The organism is Aquimarina hainanensis, from assembly GCF_042684685.1.
Taxonomy (GTDB): domain Bacteria; phylum Bacteroidota; class Bacteroidia; order Flavobacteriales; family Flavobacteriaceae; genus Aquimarina; species Aquimarina hainanensis.
On sequence record NZ_JBHULX010000030.1, the window covers coordinates 115,271 to 137,578 of the forward strand.

The following is a 22,308-nucleotide window of genomic DNA, read 5'->3' on the forward strand; positions in this document are numbered from 1 at the left end:
GTATGTTAAAAGGAAAAAAAGGACTGTATATTTTATTTCCTGTAGTAGCTTTTATTTGGGGAGCTATTATCTATCAGGTAGTTGATGCCTTTTCAGAAGACGACCCGGTGATAGCAGATCCGACAACCATTACTATGGCAACGATTAAAACCAAAGAACGCGCTCCCTTTTCTATCCATACGATTTCCAGAGATCCATTTTTAGGCAAAGCGTATAAGATAGCTAGAAGAAAAGAAGTAAAGAAACCTTCAGTTGTATCTCAAAAACCACCCATTATATGGCCATCGATTCGGTATAAAGGACGAGTAAGTAATCAAAATACCGCAGATGCTGTTTTTCTATTAGAAATTAATGGTACAGAATATCTAATCAAAAAAAATCAATCTGAAGCAGCGGTAACAGTACTTAAAGGAACTGCGACTTATATACGATTGCGATACCAAGGGAAAACAAAACAGTTTAATCTTTTATAGTTAATTGAAAAGAAATATAAAAATAAAAGCACAGGCAATGCAGTTTGCGTTACTGGTATCGGTATTGGTAGCGTTGCTGCTAAGTGCCTTCCTTTTATTGACGCATGTACATTCTTTTTTTGCTATTAAATCCAAAGAACTCATAAACGGAGTAACCATTCCTGCTACTGCCATTCGAAATTTTCTTGCCACTTCAGAATCACCATCTTCTGTGACGGATAGCCTTCACTTTTTTATAGAAAATCAAGAAGTGAAAATCAGCAATTCCTTTTACGGAGGCTGGACAAAAATAACAGCTGTTACTGAGCTTCCTCAAAAAAAATATATCCGCACGGCATTATCTGGAAGCAGGCTGATTCCTGAAACTCCCAATCTGTATCTTCCGAAATCCAATACGCCTTTGGTAGTTATTGGCAATACGCGATTAGAGGGGAATTTGTATCTTTCTGAATACGGAATCAAAGCAGGGAATATCGGAGGAAAATATTATCAAGGAAGGCAACTGTATGATGGACGATTGCTAAAAAGTAAGAAAACACTTCCTACACTGGACAGTAGCTGGTTGTACTATATAAGCTCACTCACCACGCAAGTTCCGGAAGATACTTCAGAGATCATTCCATTACGACCAAAAATGCAGCATAGTTTTGAACAGCCGCAAAAGTGGATATATGCACCTGAAACTATTCACCTGGAAGCTGTAGAAATAACAGGGAATATTATCATTAAATCGGATACAAAAATTATAGTTTACTCCAGCGCTATATTGCAAGATGTGTTATTAATAGCTCCGGTTATAGAATTAAGAGAACAAGTCCGTGGAAGGATGCACTTATTAGCAACTAAAAAGCTTCAGATAGGCAAAAAGTGTCACCTGCAATATCCTTCTTCTGTCATTCTTTCAGCTACTAACCATATAAAAGCAACAACCACTCGTGCAGATATACGCAATCAAATTGATATGGTGATTGATTCAAAAGTACAGGTTGAAGGAGTGCTGCTGTATCTCAAAAAAAAGCTGCATGAAAAAGAACGGGTAAAAACACATATGCTGATCAAGCCGGAAACCCTTATAACAGGAGGGATTTATTGTCAGGGAAATGTTGATTTTCAGGGAGTTTTAAAAGGAAGACTCTATGCGCTGCAATTTATAGCGAATCAGCAAGGGTCATTGTACCTCAATCATATTTATGAAGCTCGTATTCTGCGGAACCCCATACCGGATTATGCAGGGCTACCGATGGCAGATACTAAAAAAACAGTAGCAAAATGGTTGTATTAAAGAAAATAAAAGCCGCCACTTTGATAGAAACACTAACAGCTTCTGTGTTAATCATTATTGTATTTATGATTGCGAGTCTTAGTTTTAATACAGTGTTCTCTAATCATATACGTGCAGATAAAAGTGCTATTGATAACCGAATCAAAGAACTAGAGTATTTTCTGATACACGATCAGATTAAAATTCCATATATAGAGGATTTTGGACAGTGGGAAATCACAATAGAGAAAAAAAAACATCTTACTGTGATTACTTCTCAAAGAGAAGGTGAAAAATTATATAAAAAAGAAATTATCCGATGAGTCTGTGGATACGAAAACATAAAGTACAGGCGATGACACTTACCGAAATTATGGTGGTATTGGCAATTACTGCTATTATTACCGGGTTGTCGTTTATGATTCTTCGTCTGGTACAAAAAAACATGTATGCTATTCAAACCAATTATGAATACCGTACGGAGATTCAGTCATTAGAAACCGCATTGACAATTGGTTTTCACAGCTGTACTGCATCCTATTGGAATGCCTTGGAACAGCAATTGACATTGCGTAGTCCTCTGACTACACAAAATTATAAGTTCTATAAAGATAGTATTCGATCTGATATAAAAACCTATGTTATTCAGATAGATAGTATACAGCTGTATTTTCAGGGAAAGACCGTAGCTGAAGGAGAAATAGATGCAATCCGATTGCATTTTAATCGTACAACGAATTTACACCGCAGCTTTATCTTCAGATATAATGATCCATCGATTCACTTTGCTTATGGGAATTAAAATACAACCACATAACCAACAGGAACGAAAGAACACTTCTTTTGAACTCTCTGAAGTATTGACCAGGGAGATTACTTTATTTGGGAGCTCTTTTAACAATAAGAAAAAAGAAGAATGGTATTCAGAGTTACATGTGCTTCTAAAATCGGGAATTGACCTGAAGAGTGGATTAGAATTATTAACGGAGACCAGAAAAAAAGAAAAGGAGAAACAATTGTTACAATCCCTTGTTGATCCGCTGATAGCAGGGCAATCTTTTTCTACAATATTACAAGAAAACAAACACTTTACGGACTATGAGTATTATGCCATTCGAATAGGGGAACAGACAGGGCAGTTGGCACAAATTACTCAGGAGCTCTCTGATTTTTACAAGCGAAAAAATGACCTGAAAAGAGAAATCGTTTCTGCATTGACATATCCGGTGATTGTATTATGCACTGCTCTTCTTGTCATTATGTTTATGCTCCGTTATGTCGTTCCCATGTTTGTAGATATTTTTAAGCAAAACAAAGTAGCACTCCCCGGAATTACCAAAATGATCATACGGTTTTCGGATATGATTGGTAGTTACGGAGGGTATATTATTGGAGGGGGTATTGTATTGATTTTAGGCAGTTCTTATATCGCAAAACAACCCTGGTTTAGAAAAGCCTGGGGTACTTTTTTGCTAAAAATCCCGATTTTGGGAGCCTACTTTCGAAAGATTTACCTGGCACAATGTACGCAAGCCCTTTCTTTATTAACCTCGGCAAGAGTACCGATGGTAGATAGTCTGGAGCTGGTGAAAAATATGATTAATTTCTATCCATTGCAAAACGGTTTGGAAAACACTCGTAATGCAATCATTACAGGAGATAAAATGAGTGCTGCATTTGCTAAAAATCCCATTTTTGATAAAAAAATGATTGCTCTTATCCGGGTAGCAGAAGAAACCAATCAAACGGAATTTATTTTCGCACGATTAAAAGAACAGTTTAATCAACAGGTGAAACATCAGTCTCAGCTTATTGCTAATGTTTTAAATCCGATACTGACCCTGTTAGTAGGTCTTATTGTAGGAGTTATACTGGTAGCGATGTATCTGCCAATGTTTAGGCTTAGTAGTGTGATAGGATAAAAAAATAATAGAAAAAGCAATAGAAACCGAGACATAATTTTGATACATCATAGCAGACATAAAAAGCAAATCACTATCAATAAAGTATTGCAACTACAGAAATTAAGAGACTCTTTTGGAAGCGCAACGCTTTCTGAATGGTCAAAAAAACATATTTTTGTGAGTGCTTCTGTCACATTTATAAGTTATATGAAAATGAGATATAAAATACATACTGTAAAGGCATTTAACCTTCAGGAAATGTTACTGGTTCTGGCATTAATAGGGATTCTCCTCTTGATAGCACTGCCAAATTTCCTTCCTTTGATTGCGCAAACAAAGGCACAGGAAGCAAAAATACAGTTGAAAACGATCAGTAATATGCAGACCCAATATCGTTACTTAAACTCTAAGTACAGCTCCGATTTTAATGAAATCAACTATGAGGCTCCGGTAACAGTAAAAAATGGCGGAACGGCTAATTACAGTTATGAAATCATTGAAGCCAGTATGTCTGGCTTTAAGGCACGTGCATCTGCTGTGGTAGATTTTGATGGAGACGGGGTTTTTAATGTATGGGAGATTGATGAAAAAGGGAGCCCGAAACAACTTATAAAAGATTAAAGAATGCTGAAGGCGTTGATTTTGATACATTTGATAGTTATTAGTTATCAGGACATAAAAGCCAGAGAAGTATATTGGTTTCTCTTTCCCGCTTTGGCTGCATTACTGGGATGGTCTCATTATCAACATAGTCTTTTTATACATTTTATCAATGCAGTAGGGATTAATATTGCTATGGTCTCTGTCATTCTTGGGATATTATACCTGTATAATGTCTTGATTATCAAAAAAAAGTTCTTAGAAGAAGTATTCGGATTGGGAGATGTTCTGTTCCTGTATGCCGTAGCTATTGGGTTTCCTACGATATCATTTTTGGTAATACTTGTATTTTCTATATTTTTTTCACTGATTTTATGGATTGCAGTTAAGAGATTCTCTTCTGAAAACACTGCGCCACTTGCTGGCTTTGCCTCTTTGTTTTTACTGATACTTCTTTCGGTAAATTGGGTGGGCGGGCTTATTAACTTATATCTGATATGACACAAGAATCCGCAACGTATAAACTACCGGTGCACTTAAAACAGCTGATTACTTCCAATCAGGCCTTTCACTATCGGATTATACCAATAAAAAAAGAGGGAACAACACTTGTTTTTGCTTCTGATTCAAAACAACCCAAAAGTCTGCAGAAAGAACTGTCTATCATCTTTAATAGTGCCATACAAATTACAGAAGAAACGACGGAGGCTATTCAGTCATACCTTACCCTGAATTATAGAAAAACAACCACTGCAGCTCAGGAGAAACTTCAGTACGAGGACAATTTTTTGCAGAAACTAATCGCTACAGCAAAAGATTTTGGAAGTAGTGATATTCATATGGAACCCTATGAAAAGTTCTGTAGGGTACGATTTCGTCTGGATGGAAAATTAAAAGAACAATATACGATCTCAAACAAAGAGTATCCACAGCTGATCAATCAAATAAAAATACAATCCGGATTAGATATTTCTCAAAAGCGATTAGCACAGGATGGGCGTATTACTTTTAAAGCGGGAACAGAAGAATTTGATATTAGGGTATCGACCATGCCTACCCTGCACGGAGAAAAGATTGTATTGCGTTTATTAAACCGGAACACACAAGAGGTTTCCCTTACCGATTTAGGGTTCACTGCCCATGAGTTACTTCAGTACCGGGAAGCCAGTAAACAACCCCAGGGAATTATTTTGATCTCTGGTCCCACAGGATCAGGAAAGACAACAACCTTATATGCGACCTTAAAAGAATTAAATAAGGAAACGTCTAATATTCTTACTATAGAAGATCCTATAGAATATACATTAGAAGGGATTAATCAGGTACAGCTACGGGAAGATATAGAGTTCGATTTTCCGGCAGCACTTCGTGCTTTTTTACGACAAGATCCGGATATTATAATGGTAGGAGAGATCCGGGATGACAAAACGGCTAATATGGCGATCAAAGCAGCATTAACAGGTCATTTGGTGTTATCGACAATTCATACTAATTCCGCCTGGGCGACCATTTCTCGTCTTATCGACATGAATGTTCCTTCCTTTTTAATAGCCAGTACCTTGACCATGAGTATTGCCCAACGACTGGTAAGAAAGCTGTGTCCTCATTGCAAAAAAGAAAAAAATACTGAAACTACGGATTTTCCCCTTACCTATGATATCCCCAAAGACCTTAAGAAATACTATATTGCGCAAGGGTGTAATCAATGTTATCACACTGGATATTTAGGAAGGAAAGCAATTTATGAATTACTACCAATTACCAAGGATCTGGAACAAGCTATAAAAAGTAATCAACTGCAAATTGATGAATATCTGTCAGAACATAATATCAGCACCTTAGAGGACAATGCAATTCGATTGGTAAGAGAAGGGGTTACTTCTGTAGATGAAGTATATGCCTTATTAGCAAAACAGTAATACGAGAATAAGATAGTTTTGATACGATGAAATATAAACAAATAACCCGATATACAAGTAAGATGGACAAGCTGTCCTGCCATTTGATGGCTCAACAAACAACGCTAAACGGATGAAAAAGATTGTATTCCTTCTAGGCTGTGTCCTTCACTTGAGCCTTATCTCTTATGCACAACAGTTGCCACAGGGAACGATGAATCAGACCAATGCCAGAATCGCTGGTATAGAAAATAAACTACAGCTGTTGCACGTAGATGTTCCCGGTCTCACGGAAAAAGTTAATATCAACTTATCCAGTACCTCTTTGGCTAATTTTTTAAAAGCTATTTCTCAGGTACATAAAATCAACATCAGTGTATCTCAGGAGCTCTCCGGAATTTCAATTGTCAATGGATTTTCAGATGTGACAGTGCATGATCTTTTGCTATTTGTGGCAAAAGAATATGAATTAGATATAATGATTACAGGGACTATTTTATCCATAAAAAAATATACCCCTCCGGTTATTGCTCCGACAGAAAAAGAGATACAGGTATCATATGATGCTTTAAGCAATACCTTGTCTACGGATATTTCTAATGATCCCTTACCAAAGGTATTTCGGAAAATCACAGAGGTTTCAGGAAAGAATCTTTTATATGCACCAGAACTTAGTAGTAAAAATCTCAATCTGTTTATTAGTAAAGTGCCTATTGATGTTGCTTTGAGGAAATTAGCAGAAGCCAATCAATTGGAGTTTTCACAAACCAAAGATGGGTTTTATGAGTTTGAAGGAGTGTATAATGCCGAAAACGGATCGGGAACTTCCGGATTTAGCAGATCAAGACGTTATCGAAACAATGAGCGGTATCAGATATTAGATACAGTCCGGAAAATGGTAAGAGTACATCTGGAAAACACACCAATTTCTGAAGTAATTCTTCCCTTGGCAGAAGATTTAAAATTAGACATTTATATAGCATCCCCGCTAGAGAGTGCAGGGAATGTAACATTAAAGACAGAAGCAATTTCCTTTGATGAATTACTGCTAAAAATCTTTCAGCAGGGAAGTGCAGTTGATACTCCATTGATTTCTAATAATAGTACCAGCGGAAGTTCATATGCTCAAAATAATACGAATTCAGGAGCGAATACAGGGAGGTCAACCACAGCCACCAAAGAATATACGTTTAAGAAAGAAGGGAATATATATTATTTTGGAACCGAAGATCAGCTCGCAATCCGAAAAATAGAAATGGTACAGATGATGCATCGCTCGATTGCCATGTTAGGAGATCCATCTCCCGCTGCCGGATTTAATTCGGGGAGTCTGAGAAGTTCGAATTTTGTATCGGGTGGTACCAATTATATAGGAGGAAATTCCGGAAACTCCGGGTTTCAAAATACACGAAATACCAATTCGTACAACTCCAGAACAAGCAGTGCAGGCACTGCCAGTCAGGTAGGAAATATTCATTCGCTATTTCCACAGAGTGTGACCAGGGGACTAGATATCAAGGTTGATACCGAACTCAATAGTTTTATTGTAAGCGGTCCTGGTGCCCGAATAGAAAATTTCAAAAAATTTGTAACCTATATAGATAAACCGGTTCCTTTGATCCTGATAGAAGTCATGATATTGGAAGTAAGCAGAAGTGCGACCATTGAAACCGGAGTAGAATTTGGAATCGGGAAAGAACCGGTAGCAACCGAAGGGGTTTCTTTTCCGGACGCTAATATTACTTTGGGGGCTAAAACAATTAACCGTATTATAGGTGGTTTTGATGGTTTTGGATCGCTTAATCTGGGGAATGTTGTTCCTAATTTCTATATGGATATCAAGGCGATGGAAACCAATGGAAATCTGAAGATCCTATCGACACCAAAATTAAGTACGCTTAATGGACATAAAGCATACCTGTCTAGTGGACAAACTACCTATTATGCTGTTACGAATCAAAACTTTTTTGGATCACAAATTCCACAGACTTCTCAGGTAGTGAATTACCAACCTATTGATGCAGAACTGGCATTGGAATTTAAACCTTTTGTTTCTGGAGATGGTCAGATTACACTTGATATTCAGGTGATTCAATCTAATTTTAGCGGAGAGCGAATTGCAGAAGACGCTCCACCGGATATCAATAGCAGGCGTTTTTCTTCTATTATGAGGATGCGCACTAATGATGTGGCTATTCTGGGAGGAATCGAACGAAAAATTAAAAATAATTCAGGCTCTGGAGTTCCTTTTTTATCTAAAATCCCCATCATTAAATGGTTTTTTAGCAAGCGAAAACGAGAAGACTCTAAAAGAAAATTAAATGTAATCATTAAACCGACTGTTTTTTATTAATGATAGCGCGTCTTTTGTCATATCGCCCGTTAGGAACGAAAATATACAGTTTGGAGCATTCTGATCAGGAAGGGACTTTATGTATTCAGGGAGTCGTTGTCCATCAGAAAAAAGAGGAAATCGATCTTACGACACAGTTTACAGTAGCTACAATCAAGGAATTAAAAACAGTATCTCCCCCTGTAAAAAAGGCACGACTGACGCTGACTACAGAAGAAGTATTACTAAAACAAAGCCCTCAGACAGGTACGGATACGGAGATTATTGCAGCGACCTATCCCAATCTGGATCTAGACGCTTTTTATTACCAGATTTTACAAACAGGTACCCAGTCTTATATAGCCATCTGCAGGAAGGCGTATGTAGAAGAGCTTATTAGAGCGTACCGGGTGCAGGGAATTTATATAGAGGATGTCTCTTTGGGGGTTACTAATATCGGAGTTTTGGCTCCCTATTGCGGGGATACACAGCTGTATACACAAACAGCAGTAGTTGGTATTCGCAATAAGGAAGTGGAATTTGTAGCAGAAAAAGAAGCATCTGTAGTAGAAACTTATGAGATAGAAAGCCTTAGAGTACCCAGTACACATACCTTGCCACTGGCTACTGCTATCCGGGCTATTACAGCAACAGCTACCATTACGGGAAACCTGGAGGATAGAAATAAAAATCTGACCAGAGTATATCAAGAAGTAGCTACGTTCAAAAAAATTGCTCAATATGGAATTGGAGTGCTGTTAGTGTCTTTGCTAATCAATTTTTTTGTGTTTAACAGTAATTACAAACAATGGCAGAGCCTGCAGGAAACCCTGCAAGTATATACGAATCAACAGGAAAGTATCAAACAGCAACAAACAGTAGTAGCCAATAAAGAAGCAATTGTCAAGAGTATTCTTGGGACTGGCTTTTCTAAAAGTTCATATTTTATGGATCAACTTATCTATAGAATTCCCAGTACAGTATTGCTTAATACATGCATGTATCAGCCACTTAGAAAAACTATACATCCTGGAAAACCAATCCATATTGATCAGGGAGAAATCCGTATTTCTGGAACAGCAATTGATAAGCAGGACTTTACCAATTGGGTTGCTGCAATTGAAGGCTTGGATTTTGTAAGAAAAACTACCATTATATCCTATGGGGTTCAACAAAAAAATAGCGCAGATTTTGAACTAATTATAAATCTTACAGATGACGCAACGCACTAAAAACAGACTCCTCATTACAGGGTTATTGCTACTGGCATATATCGCGTATCAATATGGTTTTTCCAAAACCGTGGCACTGCGATCTGAGGTGGTCAAACTAACTGAGCAAAAAACACAGTATCAGAATGCCCCGGCACAACTTGCAGCTCTGGCAGCCAAGGAGAAACAACTGGATCAGATTCTGGAAAAAAACAACGTAGCGGGAAACTCTGTACAGAATAATCTTCTGGCGACACTCAATCGCCTGTCGGATAGTACGCAGGTACGTATCACTACTTTTGAGAAGCCTCATATTTTTACAGAAGAAGTATCTAAAAAGACCACAACAACCTATAATTTTACACTAGAAGGAGATTATCGTTCCTTACTGCATATTCTGTATCAATTAGAACAACGTTATAGTTATGGAAACATCGTATCAGCCGGATTTATAAAAAAGAAAAACTACAAAACCAGAAAACAATACCTGCAATGTCAGGTGCTGCTGCAACGACTTAATTAATACACGTTTATTAGATTTTTGTAGTAAGAGTTGTATAAAATTATGAAGGGTATTAATTTGCTTTTGAGAGAGTTAGGTTGTGTTTGTGAACAATTTACTGCAAAGACAGGAAAAACAACTTAAAAAGAACAGGGAAATCCCTTACATCTTTTATTTTTGCCTTCTATAAAAGGTGTAGGTTATCCAGATTTACTTGATAGCCATCGTATGAGGAAACAAAAAATAACTAATCATAACAATGAATAAACTTGCCTTACCTATTGCAATACTGGCATTAGTTGCAGCTGTTGCTTCTTTTTTCTTTTCGATGACGACAACGGAGCTGGTCTATGTAGATGTCAATAAATTGTTAGATGGATACAAGCGAACCAGTATTGAGAAAGCTGCTTTTGATAAAAAAGCTGCTACGATGAAAGCCAATGTCGATAGTTTGATAGCCGATTGGCAAAAAGATTTAAAGGGGTACGAAAAGGAACGAAGTAGTATGACCAAAAAAGAAATCACATTAAAGCAGCAATTACTAAGTACTAAACAACAACAACTCAGTAATTATCAGCAAGCCGTTCAGAAGCAATTGCAGGAGGAAGATCAAAAAATGACTCAAACGGTTATCAATGATATTAATGATTTTGTCAAAGAATATGGAAAAAAACATAAGCATACCATCATCTTTGGGGCAACAGGAAGTGGAACTATTATGTATGGAGAAACCACGGCTGATCTGACGGAAACCATATTAACCGCATTAAATGCTGAGTTCGAAGGAAACCTTAATAGATAATTATGAATCGCATTCTGTATACATTTATCCTTTTGGGAGCATGTATGATATTTGGCAGTTGTAAGCAAACTACTTTTGATACCAAAGAAGCTTTATGGACCTATCTGAAGGATCCCGAAAACGGATATACTCATACCAAAATGATTCGAGGGGTACGTTATACGATCACCTATAAACCTACCGATCTACTGGTCGATCAGGAATTAGGAGGACAACAAAAAGAACCACGTGTGATTGACGATTTGAGATCTAAATACACCCCGTATCTGTACTTCACACTATCAATGGCGAAGAACCAGCAAGAATTACTCAATACAGTAACAGGAGACAAACAGCGATTTGGCGCGATGGTCAATCAATTAGCCTTTGGAATGGAAGAAAAAATCCATTGTTTTACCCCTTCCAAAGATACAATTGCACTGGCTGACTATAACTATCCAAGAATGTACGGTATGAGTGGAGCCACTACCATGTTATTAGTATATCCCAAAGAAGCAGCCATATTGAATGCGGAGTATATTAATCTAACGATAGAAGATCTGGGATTGAATACCGGAGAAGTCAGGTTTAAAATCCCGACCGACATTATCCGTTCAGCACCGACCCTGCGTTTTTGATCAGAACAACACGACTAAAAATAGAATTATTACCAACAGAAGACTACAGAAAACAACACCCGACCTATGAAGAAAACAATCATACAGACTTTTATGTCATTAGGCGTATCCAGAGAGTCATCTTCAAAAGACATACCATCTCAAAAAACAAAAGGTTCCCATAGAGCCATTGCTTTGTTTTTTGTCTGTGTTTTTTTGCAAACACTTATTCCATACAATCAGCTATGGGCTAATAATAATGGTCCCAATGCTCCGGAAGCCGCTTCTTTTGAACCGGTAGATGCAACCGATATGGTTAATTTATTAACCGGAGACATGTCCTATGTATTACCATTACTCAATGTGCCTTCTCCAGAAGGAGGATACCCCCTGGCATTGGCGTACCATGCAGGGATTGCAATGGACCAGGAGGCCTCCTGGGTAGGACTCGGGTGGAATTTAAATCCAGGAGCGATTAACAGATATGTTTCTGGTGTTCCTGATGATTGGAAAAATAAAAGAAAATATACTGTTTTCTATGATGAAGGAGGAACGTTTAATTCATATACAGGAGGGGTAAATGTCGGATGGGGAGAAGGTGTTTTTTCAGCAGGACTTTATGCCAGTTATTCGGAAAATCAATCTTCTAATGGGGAAAACTCTCGTCAATTTGGAGTAGGAATAACAGGAGGGGTAGGTCCTTTTTCAGGAAGTCTTAGTACTACAGGGGCTAGTTTAGGAATAAGTGTCGCCTCATTACTTAGTAATGGTGATAATGTAAGTTCTGGAGTAGGGTTAAGTGGCTCAATAAATCAGAGTTTTCTTAATGGTAATACGACATTAGATGCTTCTATATCTGCTTCGCTATTTTCTAATACTGATAAAAATTTAAGTACGGGTATTTCATTAAGTTCTCGGAATGGATTAAGCGGAAGTATGATAGGGTATCATTTTAAACTTAGTGGTTTTCAATCGATATCTAAACAAACTTCCATTTTAAATAACTCCTTTACTGCGTATATCCCTATACCAATTTCTGGTGGTTTAGCTAGTTTGAAGGCAACATTTAACAAAACTAAATATTGGGTCTATGAAAATGATTACTATATTTTTAATGGGGCGTTATATGCAGGAAATACTAATAACTCTCTAAATAATACTTTGTTTGATTATAAAGTAGCATTTGATTCCTATGAGTCTTTTTATAGGAGTGATAATAAATTCCTTCGTAATGAAGCATACTATTCTGGAATATCTTATGATAGCTATTCTGTTTCTGGTCAAGGAATATCTGGTAATATTAAACCTTATATCTTTGAAGATGCTATTTTACTAAATCAACTAAAAATAACAGATAATGAAGGAGGGACTGTTAACTCTGTTTCTTATGATTATCCGCTAGGAACGACTGGGGATAGATTCACAAAAAATATTAATGACATTCATTTTTATTTTAATAATGAAAACTCTTCGTTTTTAAAAGTTAGCTCAGATCATTGGGATTTATCAAGAAATACATTGAATAGTATTTTTGATCTTAATACTTCTAACCCTTCTTTCAATTCTTTACTTACTATTAATGGAAAAAACTATAATGGTTATAATTCTAATAGTAAAAGAATGAGAAAAGGATCTTATATAGAAACTTTCACCAATCAAGAAATAATAGATAATCCTTCTAGTATATTAAAACCATATTCATTTAATAGGACAAGAGAAAGAATTCCGAAAGAAGGAATAGGAGCGTATCAAGTAACAACTCCAGATGGAAAAACATATCACTATTCGTTACCGGTATACCAACATGAAAAATTTTCTAGGACATCTGAAATAAATAATGATTTAAATAAACACTTTTTTGAAGAACAACAACTCGAACCATATGCTACCCACTGGCTATTAACTGCGATAACAGGACCAGATTATATAGATTTGAATAATAATTATTTAGTTGATGAAGGGGACTACGGATATTGGGTTGGTTTTGATTATGGTATGTGGAGCGAAGGGTTTGGTTGGAGAACCCCGAAAAATGGGTATGAAGCTTCAGAAAAAACTAAAGTTTACGAATGGGGTATAAAAGAAATCTACTATTTGGATAAAATAAAAACGAGAACGCATACCGCATTATTTGTTAAATCACCAAGATTAGATAATATGTCTTCCTCTTCTACATTAAATGTAGGGACAAAGGATAATCCTAAAGTATATAATGATATACATATTAACTCATTTTATATAGGAGATGATGGTAAAACATACTTTTCAGGGATTTATGACAAAATTCTGCCTAGAGATGGGACGCATCGTATCGAATCAACACATACTTTTTTTCTTAATTTAAACCCCCAAAGATCTCTTAAATTAGATAAGATAATTTTATTAAAAAATAGTGGTTTAAACAAAACAATAAGTAAAACAAATTCCTCAGAACAATCAGAATTTATAGGAGGGGAAATAAAAATAGATGAATATTATGAGCAATTTAGTATACTTGGGCAAAGGTTAGGTAAATTATCTAATTTAATTACTAATAGAAATTGGAAAGCAAATTTATTTCGAAACATTCTTGATTCCAAAGATATTATTGAGCAAAGCCATAAAATTGATAATGTAATCAAAACTATAGAGTTTAAAACCTCATATGAACTAGCTAAAAATTCTCCTAATTCTGCTAACTCAGGAAGACTTACTTTGAAAAAGTTGTTTTTCTCAGGTAGAAATGGAAATGCTTTAGTTCCTCCATATAGCTTTAGCTATAAGAATATAAACACACCATTTAATAAGAATCTAAAGGACGATTGGGGGTATATAAGTAACTCGCCTCAAAGTTGGAGCTTAAATAAAATTATAACTCCTTTAGGAGCTTCTATAAATATTGAATATGAAGAAGATAAGTTTCAGTATGAAGCAGCAATAACTTCTCCTTCAGAAACAAACAAAAATGGAGGAGGAATACGCGTGAAGAACCTTTATACAGAACTAGAAGGAGAGCGATATATTACCTCTTATAGGTATAACATTCCAGGAACGAATACCTCTTCAGGTGTTACTTCCTATGCCCCTTCTAAGAAAGAAAAAGAAGTTAAGTTTATAGGAGATATCCCATCTCCATCTGTAATGTATGAGTATGTCGAAGTGGCACATAAGTATGCAACGAATAATGTCAAGCATAAAAATGTATACCATTTTAATGTATTGAAAAAAATGACAGAAAAAAGTAATGGTTTTGAATTAGGAAAGAGCCTTTCTTTGAGAAAAACACAGAATATAGATAAAAATATCACTATTAATGGAGAGAATCATTTAATAAATTTTTCAAAATTTGAGCTTATTGATCATACAGCATCTCTTGGTAGTATGATTTCTAAAAAAAGTTATAATGGAAAAGGACAACTTTTATCTAAAATAGAAAATGAGTACTATTCAATAGAAGAAATACAGCAAGGAGCAATTCAGGAGACCAATAAGATATATAAAAAAGGAAAAAAAGGAGTCGTACAAAAAAATTACTTAAGCTCATCAAGCAAAACAAGCCTTCCTAATGTTTTAAAGTCTACATTAAGTTATTCAAAAGGACAGGAATCTGTTTCTTATTTTGATACCTATGATTTTTTGACAGGTCAAAATATAGAAACAAGATCAATACTAGCTAATAATGTTGAGGCAAAATCCGTTGTTGTTCCCGCTTTCCATAAGTATACAGAAATGGGGGCTAAAGCGGATAATTTGACAAATAAGAACATGTTATCTCAACAGGCATTGAGTCTGGCACAGATTAAAGTAGGCAATGAATGGAAAACCATAGGAGCAGGAATTACGACCTGGAGTAATGACTGGCTTTATATGAATACACAGGAAGAGATAACAGAACCGTTAGTAGAAGGAACACAAAAAATATGGAGAAAACATGCCGTGTATACATGGAAAGGGGATATTGATGCTAACGGAGCTTATGTTAATTATCAGGGAATAGACGACAATTTTAAATGGACAGAAGCACAAACCAACCCTAAGTGGGTTAAGACTTCTTCTATTGATAGATACGATCATTATTCGACCCCATTGCAAACATCAGATATCAACAATAACTTTTTTAGTAGAAAAATGGGGGATAAGGAATCTAAAATTATAGCCATTGCAGATGCTAAATATTCCGAAATGTATTATTCAGGAGCAGAGTATCGTTATCCTAATCCATACTACTTTGACGGAGGTGTTGGAGCTGCAGGGGCATCTGGGAACGGTATTGGACAAACCTCAGAAAAGTCTCATACGGGATCTTATTCCGTAAAAGTAAATACTTCGATTGAGTCATTTAAGGTAACCATGCAGCGAGGGAAACACAGAGCAGGAAAATATAAAATTTCAGTTTGGGTAGATAAAGCAAATGTAGCAAATGCCAGAGTTTCGGTTAATGGGCAAGTAAAACCTTTTAATGGAGAGCGTATTGATGCTAAGGATTGGGTTTTGCTAAATCATTACGAAGATTTTACGATTAGTACGCAAAATATAGCCATCAAAGCCGCTCAGGGGATTTTTTATGCCGATGATTTTAGAATTCATCCGGTAGAAAGTAATATGACTAGTTATGTCTATAATGAATGGGATGAACTTACGCATATCATAGGATCCAATAATCTGGCTACCCGATATGAATATGACGATGCCGGTCGATTGATCAAAACTTTTGTAGAGGTGGTGGACGCTCCCGGATTAACAGGAGGCTTCAAAAAAGCAGCAGAAACAAATTATTCCTATAAATCCATGATTACCCTGGATCAGGATGGTGATGGGGTCATCGATCCGGAGATTATCAATCCACCGATTAGTGCATCTATCAGTCTGGATACTTCTCAGAGTGCTAACCCGATTGTGTATAAGGCAAACGTACAAAATGGTTCTGGAGAATACCAATACCGATGGAATAATGGAAGCTGGTCTGCTAGCAATGTATTTTATGGTTACCAATGTGGTGCAATCAACGTCAGCCTCAGCGTAAAAGATGTCAGTACCAACGAAACCGTGACGACAACCAATACATTTCAGGTTCCTGCCTCGCAATGTCAGCTCATCGGGGGGGATGATCCAATAAGCCCTAATGAATAATAAGAATCAGGAAGCAGACCAACAAAACAGTACAAGTATGAAACATTTTATAGTATATATATCATTTTTGCTTTTCTCTTTGGGGATGATGGCTCAGGGAGGAGTTCCAATCGGTCCGATTGATGGGGAGTGTACCGAAGGTGCGGTACGTTATTATTATGATTATGACCGTGATGGAATGGGAGTTGCTCATAGTTTTATTGAGTTATGTCCGGACACGACTCCGAATCCATCTAATTATTATACCGCCTTAGTCTATGGGGATCAGGATGATAATGATCCTGATGTTACCAATGTAGAAAAAAACTGGTATATCGACGGGGATCAGGATACAGAAGGAAAATACAATGCTTCTCCGATACGAAGTGTCTTGCGACCAACACTCAATAACAAACGCTATGTTTCTAATAATACAGATTGTGATGATACCGATCGGCATATTAAATCTTTTACCTGGTATGTCGATAGAGATGGAGATGGTAGCGGAGATAAAGAACATCCCGGGATCAAACAATGTGAGAAGCCTACGGATGCAGAAGGAAATAATTATGTGCAGAACCGCGATGACTGTGCCGATACGGATGAAACAGCGACGCTGAAGCTCTGGTATAAAGACCTGGATAAAGATGGTTTTGGAGACCCGAATGATACGCGATTACGCTGTACAAGACCTGATAATTTTATAGGACGGGCGGGGGATATCTGCCCTGATGTATATGGAGTATACAATGGATGTCCTGCTGCAGGGAATATAAGAGAACCCTGGAATACCATTACAACCACTACCTATGATGTTCAGGAGCAAGTGAAAGGGAAAAATAAAACATATTTTAATACATTAGGAAAACTTACGCAATCCCAGTCTGTTGACCCCAAGACTAAAAAAACCTGGGCCTCACAGATCTTGTATGATAGACAGGGAAGACCTGCATTGCAAACGATGAGTGCTCCGACCAATGGAGAAATTGACCTGGATTTTATTTATCGGGAGGATTTTATCAAAAAATCTAATGGCGATATATATATAGCCGAAGATTTTGAAACCAGTCCGGAAAACCCGAAAACCGTAGGATCCCAGTCCAATACACTAGGACACTATTACAGTACACAGAATCAGGGAGAGGCTTATCAGGATGTTACTACCCGTCCTTATACCCGAACCATTTATAGTGAACTTACCCCCGGGGCGGTTAAAAAGACATTAGGAGGAAACCGAATTAACGGAAATTGGAAAAACGGATATGTGTTTTCGATGCCTGCTGGACAGGAACTATCGAGCACAGCTGCTTTTGGCGATGCTAAGTATAATAACTATACGATTTTAAAAACAGTAAGCAGGGATGTGCATGGAGAAGAAAATGTTGTATTTACAGATGCAGAAGGCAGGACCCTGGCCGCGGCTCGTAGTGGAGATGTCGAAGCAGCCAATAGAACGGCTACCGTACAGATTCGGGAACAAAACTATGTGGATATACACATTCCTAAGGGGCGAAGCGGGGTTGTAGTAAAAAATGATGTAGGCGTTGTGTTATCAAACAATACGCTTTTTGATGTATACAACCTGATTACCGAAACAACCACCAGTACAGCATTCGGCAGTTTACCCAGTGGTTTTTATAGGATTGCATATACAGGTGGGGATACCAGCCGTGCACCTATTCATATTACCTACCCGGAAAATTATTATGATTACAGTTTACAGGAGTATAATAAGGCAGGGCAATTGATTGCTTCTTATCAACCATTACGGGATCATGCTCAGCAAAAGTTGAAAAGTACCTTTACATATAATGCATTAGGACAACTAACTAAAAGTGAGAGTCCGGATGAAGGAGCAGCGGATTTTAAATACCGGAAAGATGGTCAGATTCGCTTTTCGCAGAATAGTAAACAAGCCCATGCTACCCCTCAGGAATTTTCTTATACCAATTATGATCACAGAGGACGTTCTGTAGAAAGTGGTGTATTGGTAAGTACTGCCTTTGCAACAGCCGATCCGGATGCGGCACTTCCTGCCGGAACCCGAAAAGAACAACACTTTACCGTTTATGATCAGCAGACAGTACCCGCAGGTACTACGGCACCTTCCAGAACCCTGGAAGAAGCCCTGACACAACTGGGATTGAACAGTACGCAAAAAGCAACCTATAAGGCTACCTTTTTAGCTGGTAATGTAGCCATGACCTATACCCTGCCGGAAACGACCATCAGCTGGTATAGTTATGATATATATGGACGGGTTAGAAATATGGTGCAATATATTCAGGGATTGGGAACCAAAACTATTGACTATACCTATGATCCCGTAAGCGGACAGGTGACGCAGGTAGATTACCAGAAGTATAAAAGTGCGGAGCGCTTTATGCACCGATATAGCTATGATCCGGATACCGGGCAATTACTTAAGGTAGAAACTACAAAAAATGGAACGAATTATATGGAGCATGCCGCTTATACCTATTATGAAACCGGCGCCTTAAAACGTACCAATATTGCCAGGGGCTTGCAGGGAATTGATTATGTATACAATCTTTCCGGGCAATTAAAAGCAATCAATCACCCTAGTCTCTCTGCCGGTAATGATCCGGGAGGAGATGCCAATGACCTTTTTGGGATGATTATTGACTATAACCACCACGATTTTAACCGACCATTGCGAAATATCAAAAGTACCAGCTATGGAGTAGATCAATACAATGGAAACATCAAAGGAATACGATGGAATAGTACAGATACCCCTGTTACCGGAGGAATGAGTACAGAACATACCTATTCATATACCTATGATCGCAATAATTGGTTACAACAAGCAGCATATGGAACATTTAATGCCGATACGGCAAGTCTCCCTGTGATCATCGATGAAAATACCAGTGCCATTCCCTCTCCTGATGACCACCTTCCTTCAGTAAATGACATTCTGAATAGCGGACAGGCCAAGCACTTATCTGCCAATAAGAGCATTACTTTGATTCCCGGCTTTCACGCCAAGCAGGGGAGTCGTTTTAGTGCCCGTATTACTGCAGGGAGTAATCGGGAAACCCGGAGTATCAATGCAGGAACATTAGCCCTGAATGCTCAAGGCGATTATACGGTGGATCAAATCACCTATGATGCCAATGGAAATATCCAGACCCTGCATCGTGCTAAGCAAACCGAAAACGGAAACAATGCGATGGATCAGCTGACCTATATCTATAAGGAGGCAAAACCCAATCAGTTGACACAGGTTACAGATGCTGCCGGGGATGTAGCAGGAGCAGCTGATATCGGCTCTCAGCCGGCTGATAACTATCGGTACAATCGTATCGGGCAACTCACGAGAAATGAAAGTGAAAAAATTGACTATCTTTACAATGCCAGTGGGTTGGTGACAGAGATTCATGAAGAAGGAAGTCCGCGGCTTAAGTTCTTTTACAATGATAGAGGGCAGCGGGTCCGAAAAGAAGCTTATGCTAATGGAACTCTTAGTTATACTGAGCACTATGTACGCGATGCCGGAGGAAATACAATGGTCATATACCGCAATGGGCAGTTAGAAGAATACACCCTGTTCGGAGCCGGGCGTATCGGGGTCCAAAAAAGAGGCGGGGCTAATTTTTATCAGTTGACAGATCATTTGGGCAATGTCCGGGCGGTGGTTAGTAAAACAACTACAGGAACCCCAATAGCATTGACCAAAACAGATTATTACCCTTTTGGCATGCCAATGCCAAACCGGAACCTAAAAGGGGATTACAGGTATGCCTACCAAGGGCAGGAAAAAGACCCGGAAACCGGGAAGGAAGCTTTTGAACTGAGGTTATGGGATAGCAGGATTGGACGGTGGTTAAGTCCTGATCCGTATGGGCAATATAATTCTCCATATCTAGGGATGGGGAATGACCCTATTAATGGTATTGATCCTGATGGGGGATGGAAAACCAAATGGGGGCAATTTTGGGGATGGGTTGGAAATGGTTTCAAAGGAGAACGATTTACTACTGATTTTGAAGGTGATAAGAAATATGGTATTGGAATTGATCAAGGTAGTACTGGAACTTTTCTTGCTTTCAACAAAAGCGATCTTAATGTCGTAAATAGTAACTTCAAAGGATTTTCAAATTTTGGAGCAGACTCAAATGTTTTACATTCTCGTTTTAATGGATACATAGAAAATGTTGATTTGTTAACTCAATTTGATTATTGGAGAGATTCACCTTCTGAGGGAGCTATTGATGCTCTTTTACACTTTGGTGCTGAATCTACTTACGGAACAGTTGATGGAGCATATGTATTTCTTAATGGAATGCTTACAGGTGATTTAAGGCGTATTTCAGGAGCTCCAGCCACTACAGATGAAGCTCTCATGGGATTACTTGATATTGCAACAAAAGGAATGGGAAGAATGGCCAAAGAAAGTGTTAAGAGTTTAAAAACTTTTACTTCTCACGATTGGAGGGTATATTTGGAAGCAAATTCTACAAGACGTATTAGAAAAACTGCTCGGAAACAAATGTTGAAAAAACATAATAGTTTTGTAAAAAATGCCCCTATAGTGTTAAAACAAATGGATAAAGCAATAGGTTATGGATTTGCGTTAGATGATTATAGGAATCTTTTAAATTATTTCTTATTTGATGAATAAAATATGATAATATTAGAGTTTATAGGAGCAATTATAAGGTTTTTGTATAAAAGGTTTTTTTTGAAGAAAAATGTAGTATTTACAGATATATGGAAAACTTTTGATTTCAAAAATAGAAATGCATTTGAAAATGATATTGACAATTATTATACTGGTATTGGTTTTGTCATTTTTGTTATTGTTATAATAGTTTTATTTTTTAACTAACCCGCCCGCTCCGTAAAGTCTCCCGACTTTGAGGAATGATTAAAGAAGATAGGTCAAAATAATAGAAATAGTAAAACAGTCACAATCTTGTAAAATAGGTTGTGGCTGTTTTTTTTATGCAGAGTATGCTTTTTTGGTTTTGGTATCGCGTATAAAAGCCCCCGCTGGCGCGAGCAAAACTAAGTAACGGCTAGCGCGATGCCTCTGGCTCGTGCCGTCAAAGCTTGGCAAAACAAAACTAAAATATAAACAACCACGAACTATTTTATGAATAGGTCGTGGTTTTGTTTTTTATGCAGAGTAAGCTTTTTTGGTTTTGGTATCTCGTATAAAAGCATCAATGATCTTGGTAATGGTATTTTTATCGTCATTAGCAAGTTCACTAGCGCTCGAACCAGATAACGCGGATTTGTACCTTATATCCGTAGGTTTATTATAAAAAATCCCCTGCTGCCGCTAGTATGCGCTCCCGCTAGTTTTCAAAACTAGTGGCGGCAAAGATTGGAAGGGTTTGAGTAAGCAGGTTCAAGTAAAAAATAAAATCAAAAACAGTCATGTTTGTAAAAAATGTGACTGTTTTTTCTATTTTAGACGTATGAGCAGAAACTACAAATTTCATAATAAAAAAGGTTTATACTTTGTCAGTTTTGCTACGGTCAATTGGATAGATGTTTTTACAAGGCAGGTCTATTTTGATGTATTGGCAGATAGTGTAAGCTATTGCAGAAAACACAAAGGTTTTGAATTATACTGTTATTGCTTTATGCCGAGCCATATACACTTTAT

General features: G+C 37.4%; 15 protein-coding genes and 1 pseudogene. All 16 read left to right on the forward strand.

Annotated features, from left to right (window positions below):
- Nucleotides 1–2 precede the first annotated feature (2 nt).
- Nucleotides 3–473, forward strand: a complete 471-nt coding sequence (locus ACFSTE_RS14825) for a hypothetical protein (protein WP_176027055.1) — start codon at nt 3–5, stop codon at nt 471–473.
- A gap of 4 nt (nt 474–477) precedes the next feature.
- Entirely contained in the window at nt 478–1,755 is a 1,278-nt protein-coding gene (locus ACFSTE_RS14830) for a hypothetical protein (RefSeq protein WP_378253646.1), read from the forward strand.
- On the forward strand, nt 1,743–2,057 hold the full coding sequence (locus tag ACFSTE_RS14835) for a hypothetical protein (protein WP_176027053.1): 315 nt from the start codon (nt 1,743–1,745) through the stop codon (nt 2,055–2,057). Before ACFSTE_RS14830 ends, ACFSTE_RS14835 begins: the two co-directional genes overlap by 13 nt.
- A complete protein-coding gene (locus ACFSTE_RS14840) occupies nt 2,054–2,536 on the forward strand; it encodes a type II secretion system protein (RefSeq protein WP_378253648.1) in 483 nt (160 codons plus the stop codon). Before ACFSTE_RS14835 ends, ACFSTE_RS14840 begins: the two co-directional genes overlap by 4 nt.
- Nucleotides 2,526–3,656 carry a type II secretion system F family protein gene (locus ACFSTE_RS14845; RefSeq protein WP_176027051.1) on the forward strand — a complete coding sequence of 377 codons (1,131 nt, stop codon included), beginning with the start codon at nt 2,526–2,528 and terminating at the stop codon, nt 3,654–3,656. The genes ACFSTE_RS14840 and ACFSTE_RS14845 overlap by 11 nt, the downstream gene beginning before the upstream one ends.
- A gap of 39 nt (nt 3,657–3,695) precedes the next feature.
- Nucleotides 3,696–4,259, forward strand: a complete 564-nt coding sequence (locus ACFSTE_RS14850; protein WP_378253650.1) for a prepilin-type N-terminal cleavage/methylation domain-containing protein — start codon at nt 3,696–3,698, stop codon at nt 4,257–4,259.
- A 3-nt stretch (nt 4,260–4,262) separates the two neighbouring features.
- Nucleotides 4,263–4,739 carry a prepilin peptidase gene (locus ACFSTE_RS14855; protein ID WP_176027050.1) on the forward strand — a complete coding sequence of 159 codons (477 nt, stop codon included), beginning with the start codon at nt 4,263–4,265 and terminating at the stop codon, nt 4,737–4,739.
- The gene (locus ACFSTE_RS14860) at nt 4,736–6,157 is read left to right on the forward strand and encodes a GspE/PulE family protein (protein ID WP_176027049.1); all 1,422 of its coding nucleotides are present in this window, start codon (nt 4,736–4,738) and stop codon (nt 6,155–6,157) included. The genes ACFSTE_RS14855 and ACFSTE_RS14860 overlap by 4 nt, the downstream gene beginning before the upstream one ends.
- A 112-nt stretch (nt 6,158–6,269) precedes the next feature.
- Entirely contained in the window at nt 6,270–8,489 is a 2,220-nt protein-coding gene (locus ACFSTE_RS14865) for a type II secretion system protein GspD (protein ID WP_378253653.1), read from the forward strand.
- Nucleotides 8,489–9,700, forward strand: a complete 1,212-nt coding sequence (locus ACFSTE_RS14870; RefSeq protein ID WP_378253655.1) for a hypothetical protein — start codon at nt 8,489–8,491, stop codon at nt 9,698–9,700. Before ACFSTE_RS14865 ends, ACFSTE_RS14870 begins: the two co-directional genes overlap by 1 nt.
- A complete protein-coding gene (locus tag ACFSTE_RS14875) occupies nt 9,684–10,202 on the forward strand; it encodes a hypothetical protein (protein ID WP_378253657.1) in 519 nt (172 codons plus the stop codon). Before ACFSTE_RS14870 ends, ACFSTE_RS14875 begins: the two co-directional genes overlap by 17 nt.
- Before the next feature lie 238 nt (nt 10,203–10,440).
- A complete protein-coding gene (locus tag ACFSTE_RS14880) occupies nt 10,441–10,983 on the forward strand; it encodes an OmpH family outer membrane protein (RefSeq protein WP_176027045.1) in 543 nt (180 codons plus the stop codon).
- Between the two features lie 2 nt (nt 10,984–10,985).
- The gene (locus tag ACFSTE_RS14885; protein ID WP_378253659.1) at nt 10,986–11,600 is read left to right on the forward strand and encodes a hypothetical protein; all 615 of its coding nucleotides are present in this window, start codon (nt 10,986–10,988) and stop codon (nt 11,598–11,600) included.
- Nucleotides 11,601–11,666: 66 nt separating this feature from the next.
- Entirely contained in the window at nt 11,667–16,688 is a 5,022-nt protein-coding gene (locus tag ACFSTE_RS14890) for an RHS repeat domain-containing protein (protein WP_378253661.1), read from the forward strand.
- A gap of 37 nt (nt 16,689–16,725) precedes the next feature.
- Nucleotides 16,726–21,315: an RHS repeat domain-containing protein gene (locus ACFSTE_RS14895; RefSeq protein WP_378298229.1), complete on the forward strand. Its 4,590-nt coding sequence runs from the start codon at nt 16,726–16,728 to the stop codon at nt 21,313–21,315.
- Nucleotides 21,316–22,117: 802 nt separating this feature from the next.
- Nucleotides 22,118–22,308 (forward strand): annotated as a pseudogene (locus ACFSTE_RS14900) (transposase); the annotation flags it as partial.

What these genes read in the sequence shown, in the direction of transcription:
- ACFSTE_RS14825 (WP_176027055.1), top strand. Translation starts at nt 3, where the DNA reads ATGTTAAAAGGAAAAAAAGGACTGTATATTTTATTTCCTGTAGTAGCT.
- ACFSTE_RS14835 (WP_176027053.1), top strand. Translation starts at nt 1,743, where the DNA reads ATGGTTGTATTAAAGAAAATAAAAGCCGCCACTTTGATAGAAACACTA.
- ACFSTE_RS14840 (WP_378253648.1), top strand. Translation starts at nt 2,054, where the DNA reads ATGAGTCTGTGGATACGAAAACATAAAGTACAGGCGATGACACTTACC.
- ACFSTE_RS14845 (WP_176027051.1), top strand. Translation starts at nt 2,526, where the DNA reads ATGGGAATTAAAATACAACCACATAACCAACAGGAACGAAAGAACACT.
- ACFSTE_RS14855 (WP_176027050.1), top strand. Translation starts at nt 4,263, where the DNA reads ATGCTGAAGGCGTTGATTTTGATACATTTGATAGTTATTAGTTATCAG.
- ACFSTE_RS14860 (WP_176027049.1), top strand. Translation starts at nt 4,736, where the DNA reads ATGACACAAGAATCCGCAACGTATAAACTACCGGTGCACTTAAAACAG.
- ACFSTE_RS14865 (WP_378253653.1), top strand. Translation starts at nt 6,270, where the DNA reads ATGAAAAAGATTGTATTCCTTCTAGGCTGTGTCCTTCACTTGAGCCTT.
- ACFSTE_RS14870 (WP_378253655.1), top strand. Translation starts at nt 8,489, where the DNA reads ATGATAGCGCGTCTTTTGTCATATCGCCCGTTAGGAACGAAAATATAC.
- ACFSTE_RS14875 (WP_378253657.1), top strand. Translation starts at nt 9,684, where the DNA reads ATGACGCAACGCACTAAAAACAGACTCCTCATTACAGGGTTATTGCTA.
- ACFSTE_RS14880 (WP_176027045.1), top strand. Translation starts at nt 10,441, where the DNA reads ATGAATAAACTTGCCTTACCTATTGCAATACTGGCATTAGTTGCAGCT.
- ACFSTE_RS14885 (WP_378253659.1), top strand. Translation starts at nt 10,986, where the DNA reads ATGAATCGCATTCTGTATACATTTATCCTTTTGGGAGCATGTATGATA.
- ACFSTE_RS14890 (WP_378253661.1), top strand. Translation starts at nt 11,667, where the DNA reads ATGAAGAAAACAATCATACAGACTTTTATGTCATTAGGCGTATCCAGA.
- ACFSTE_RS14895 (WP_378298229.1), top strand. Translation starts at nt 16,726, where the DNA reads ATGAAACATTTTATAGTATATATATCATTTTTGCTTTTCTCTTTGGGG.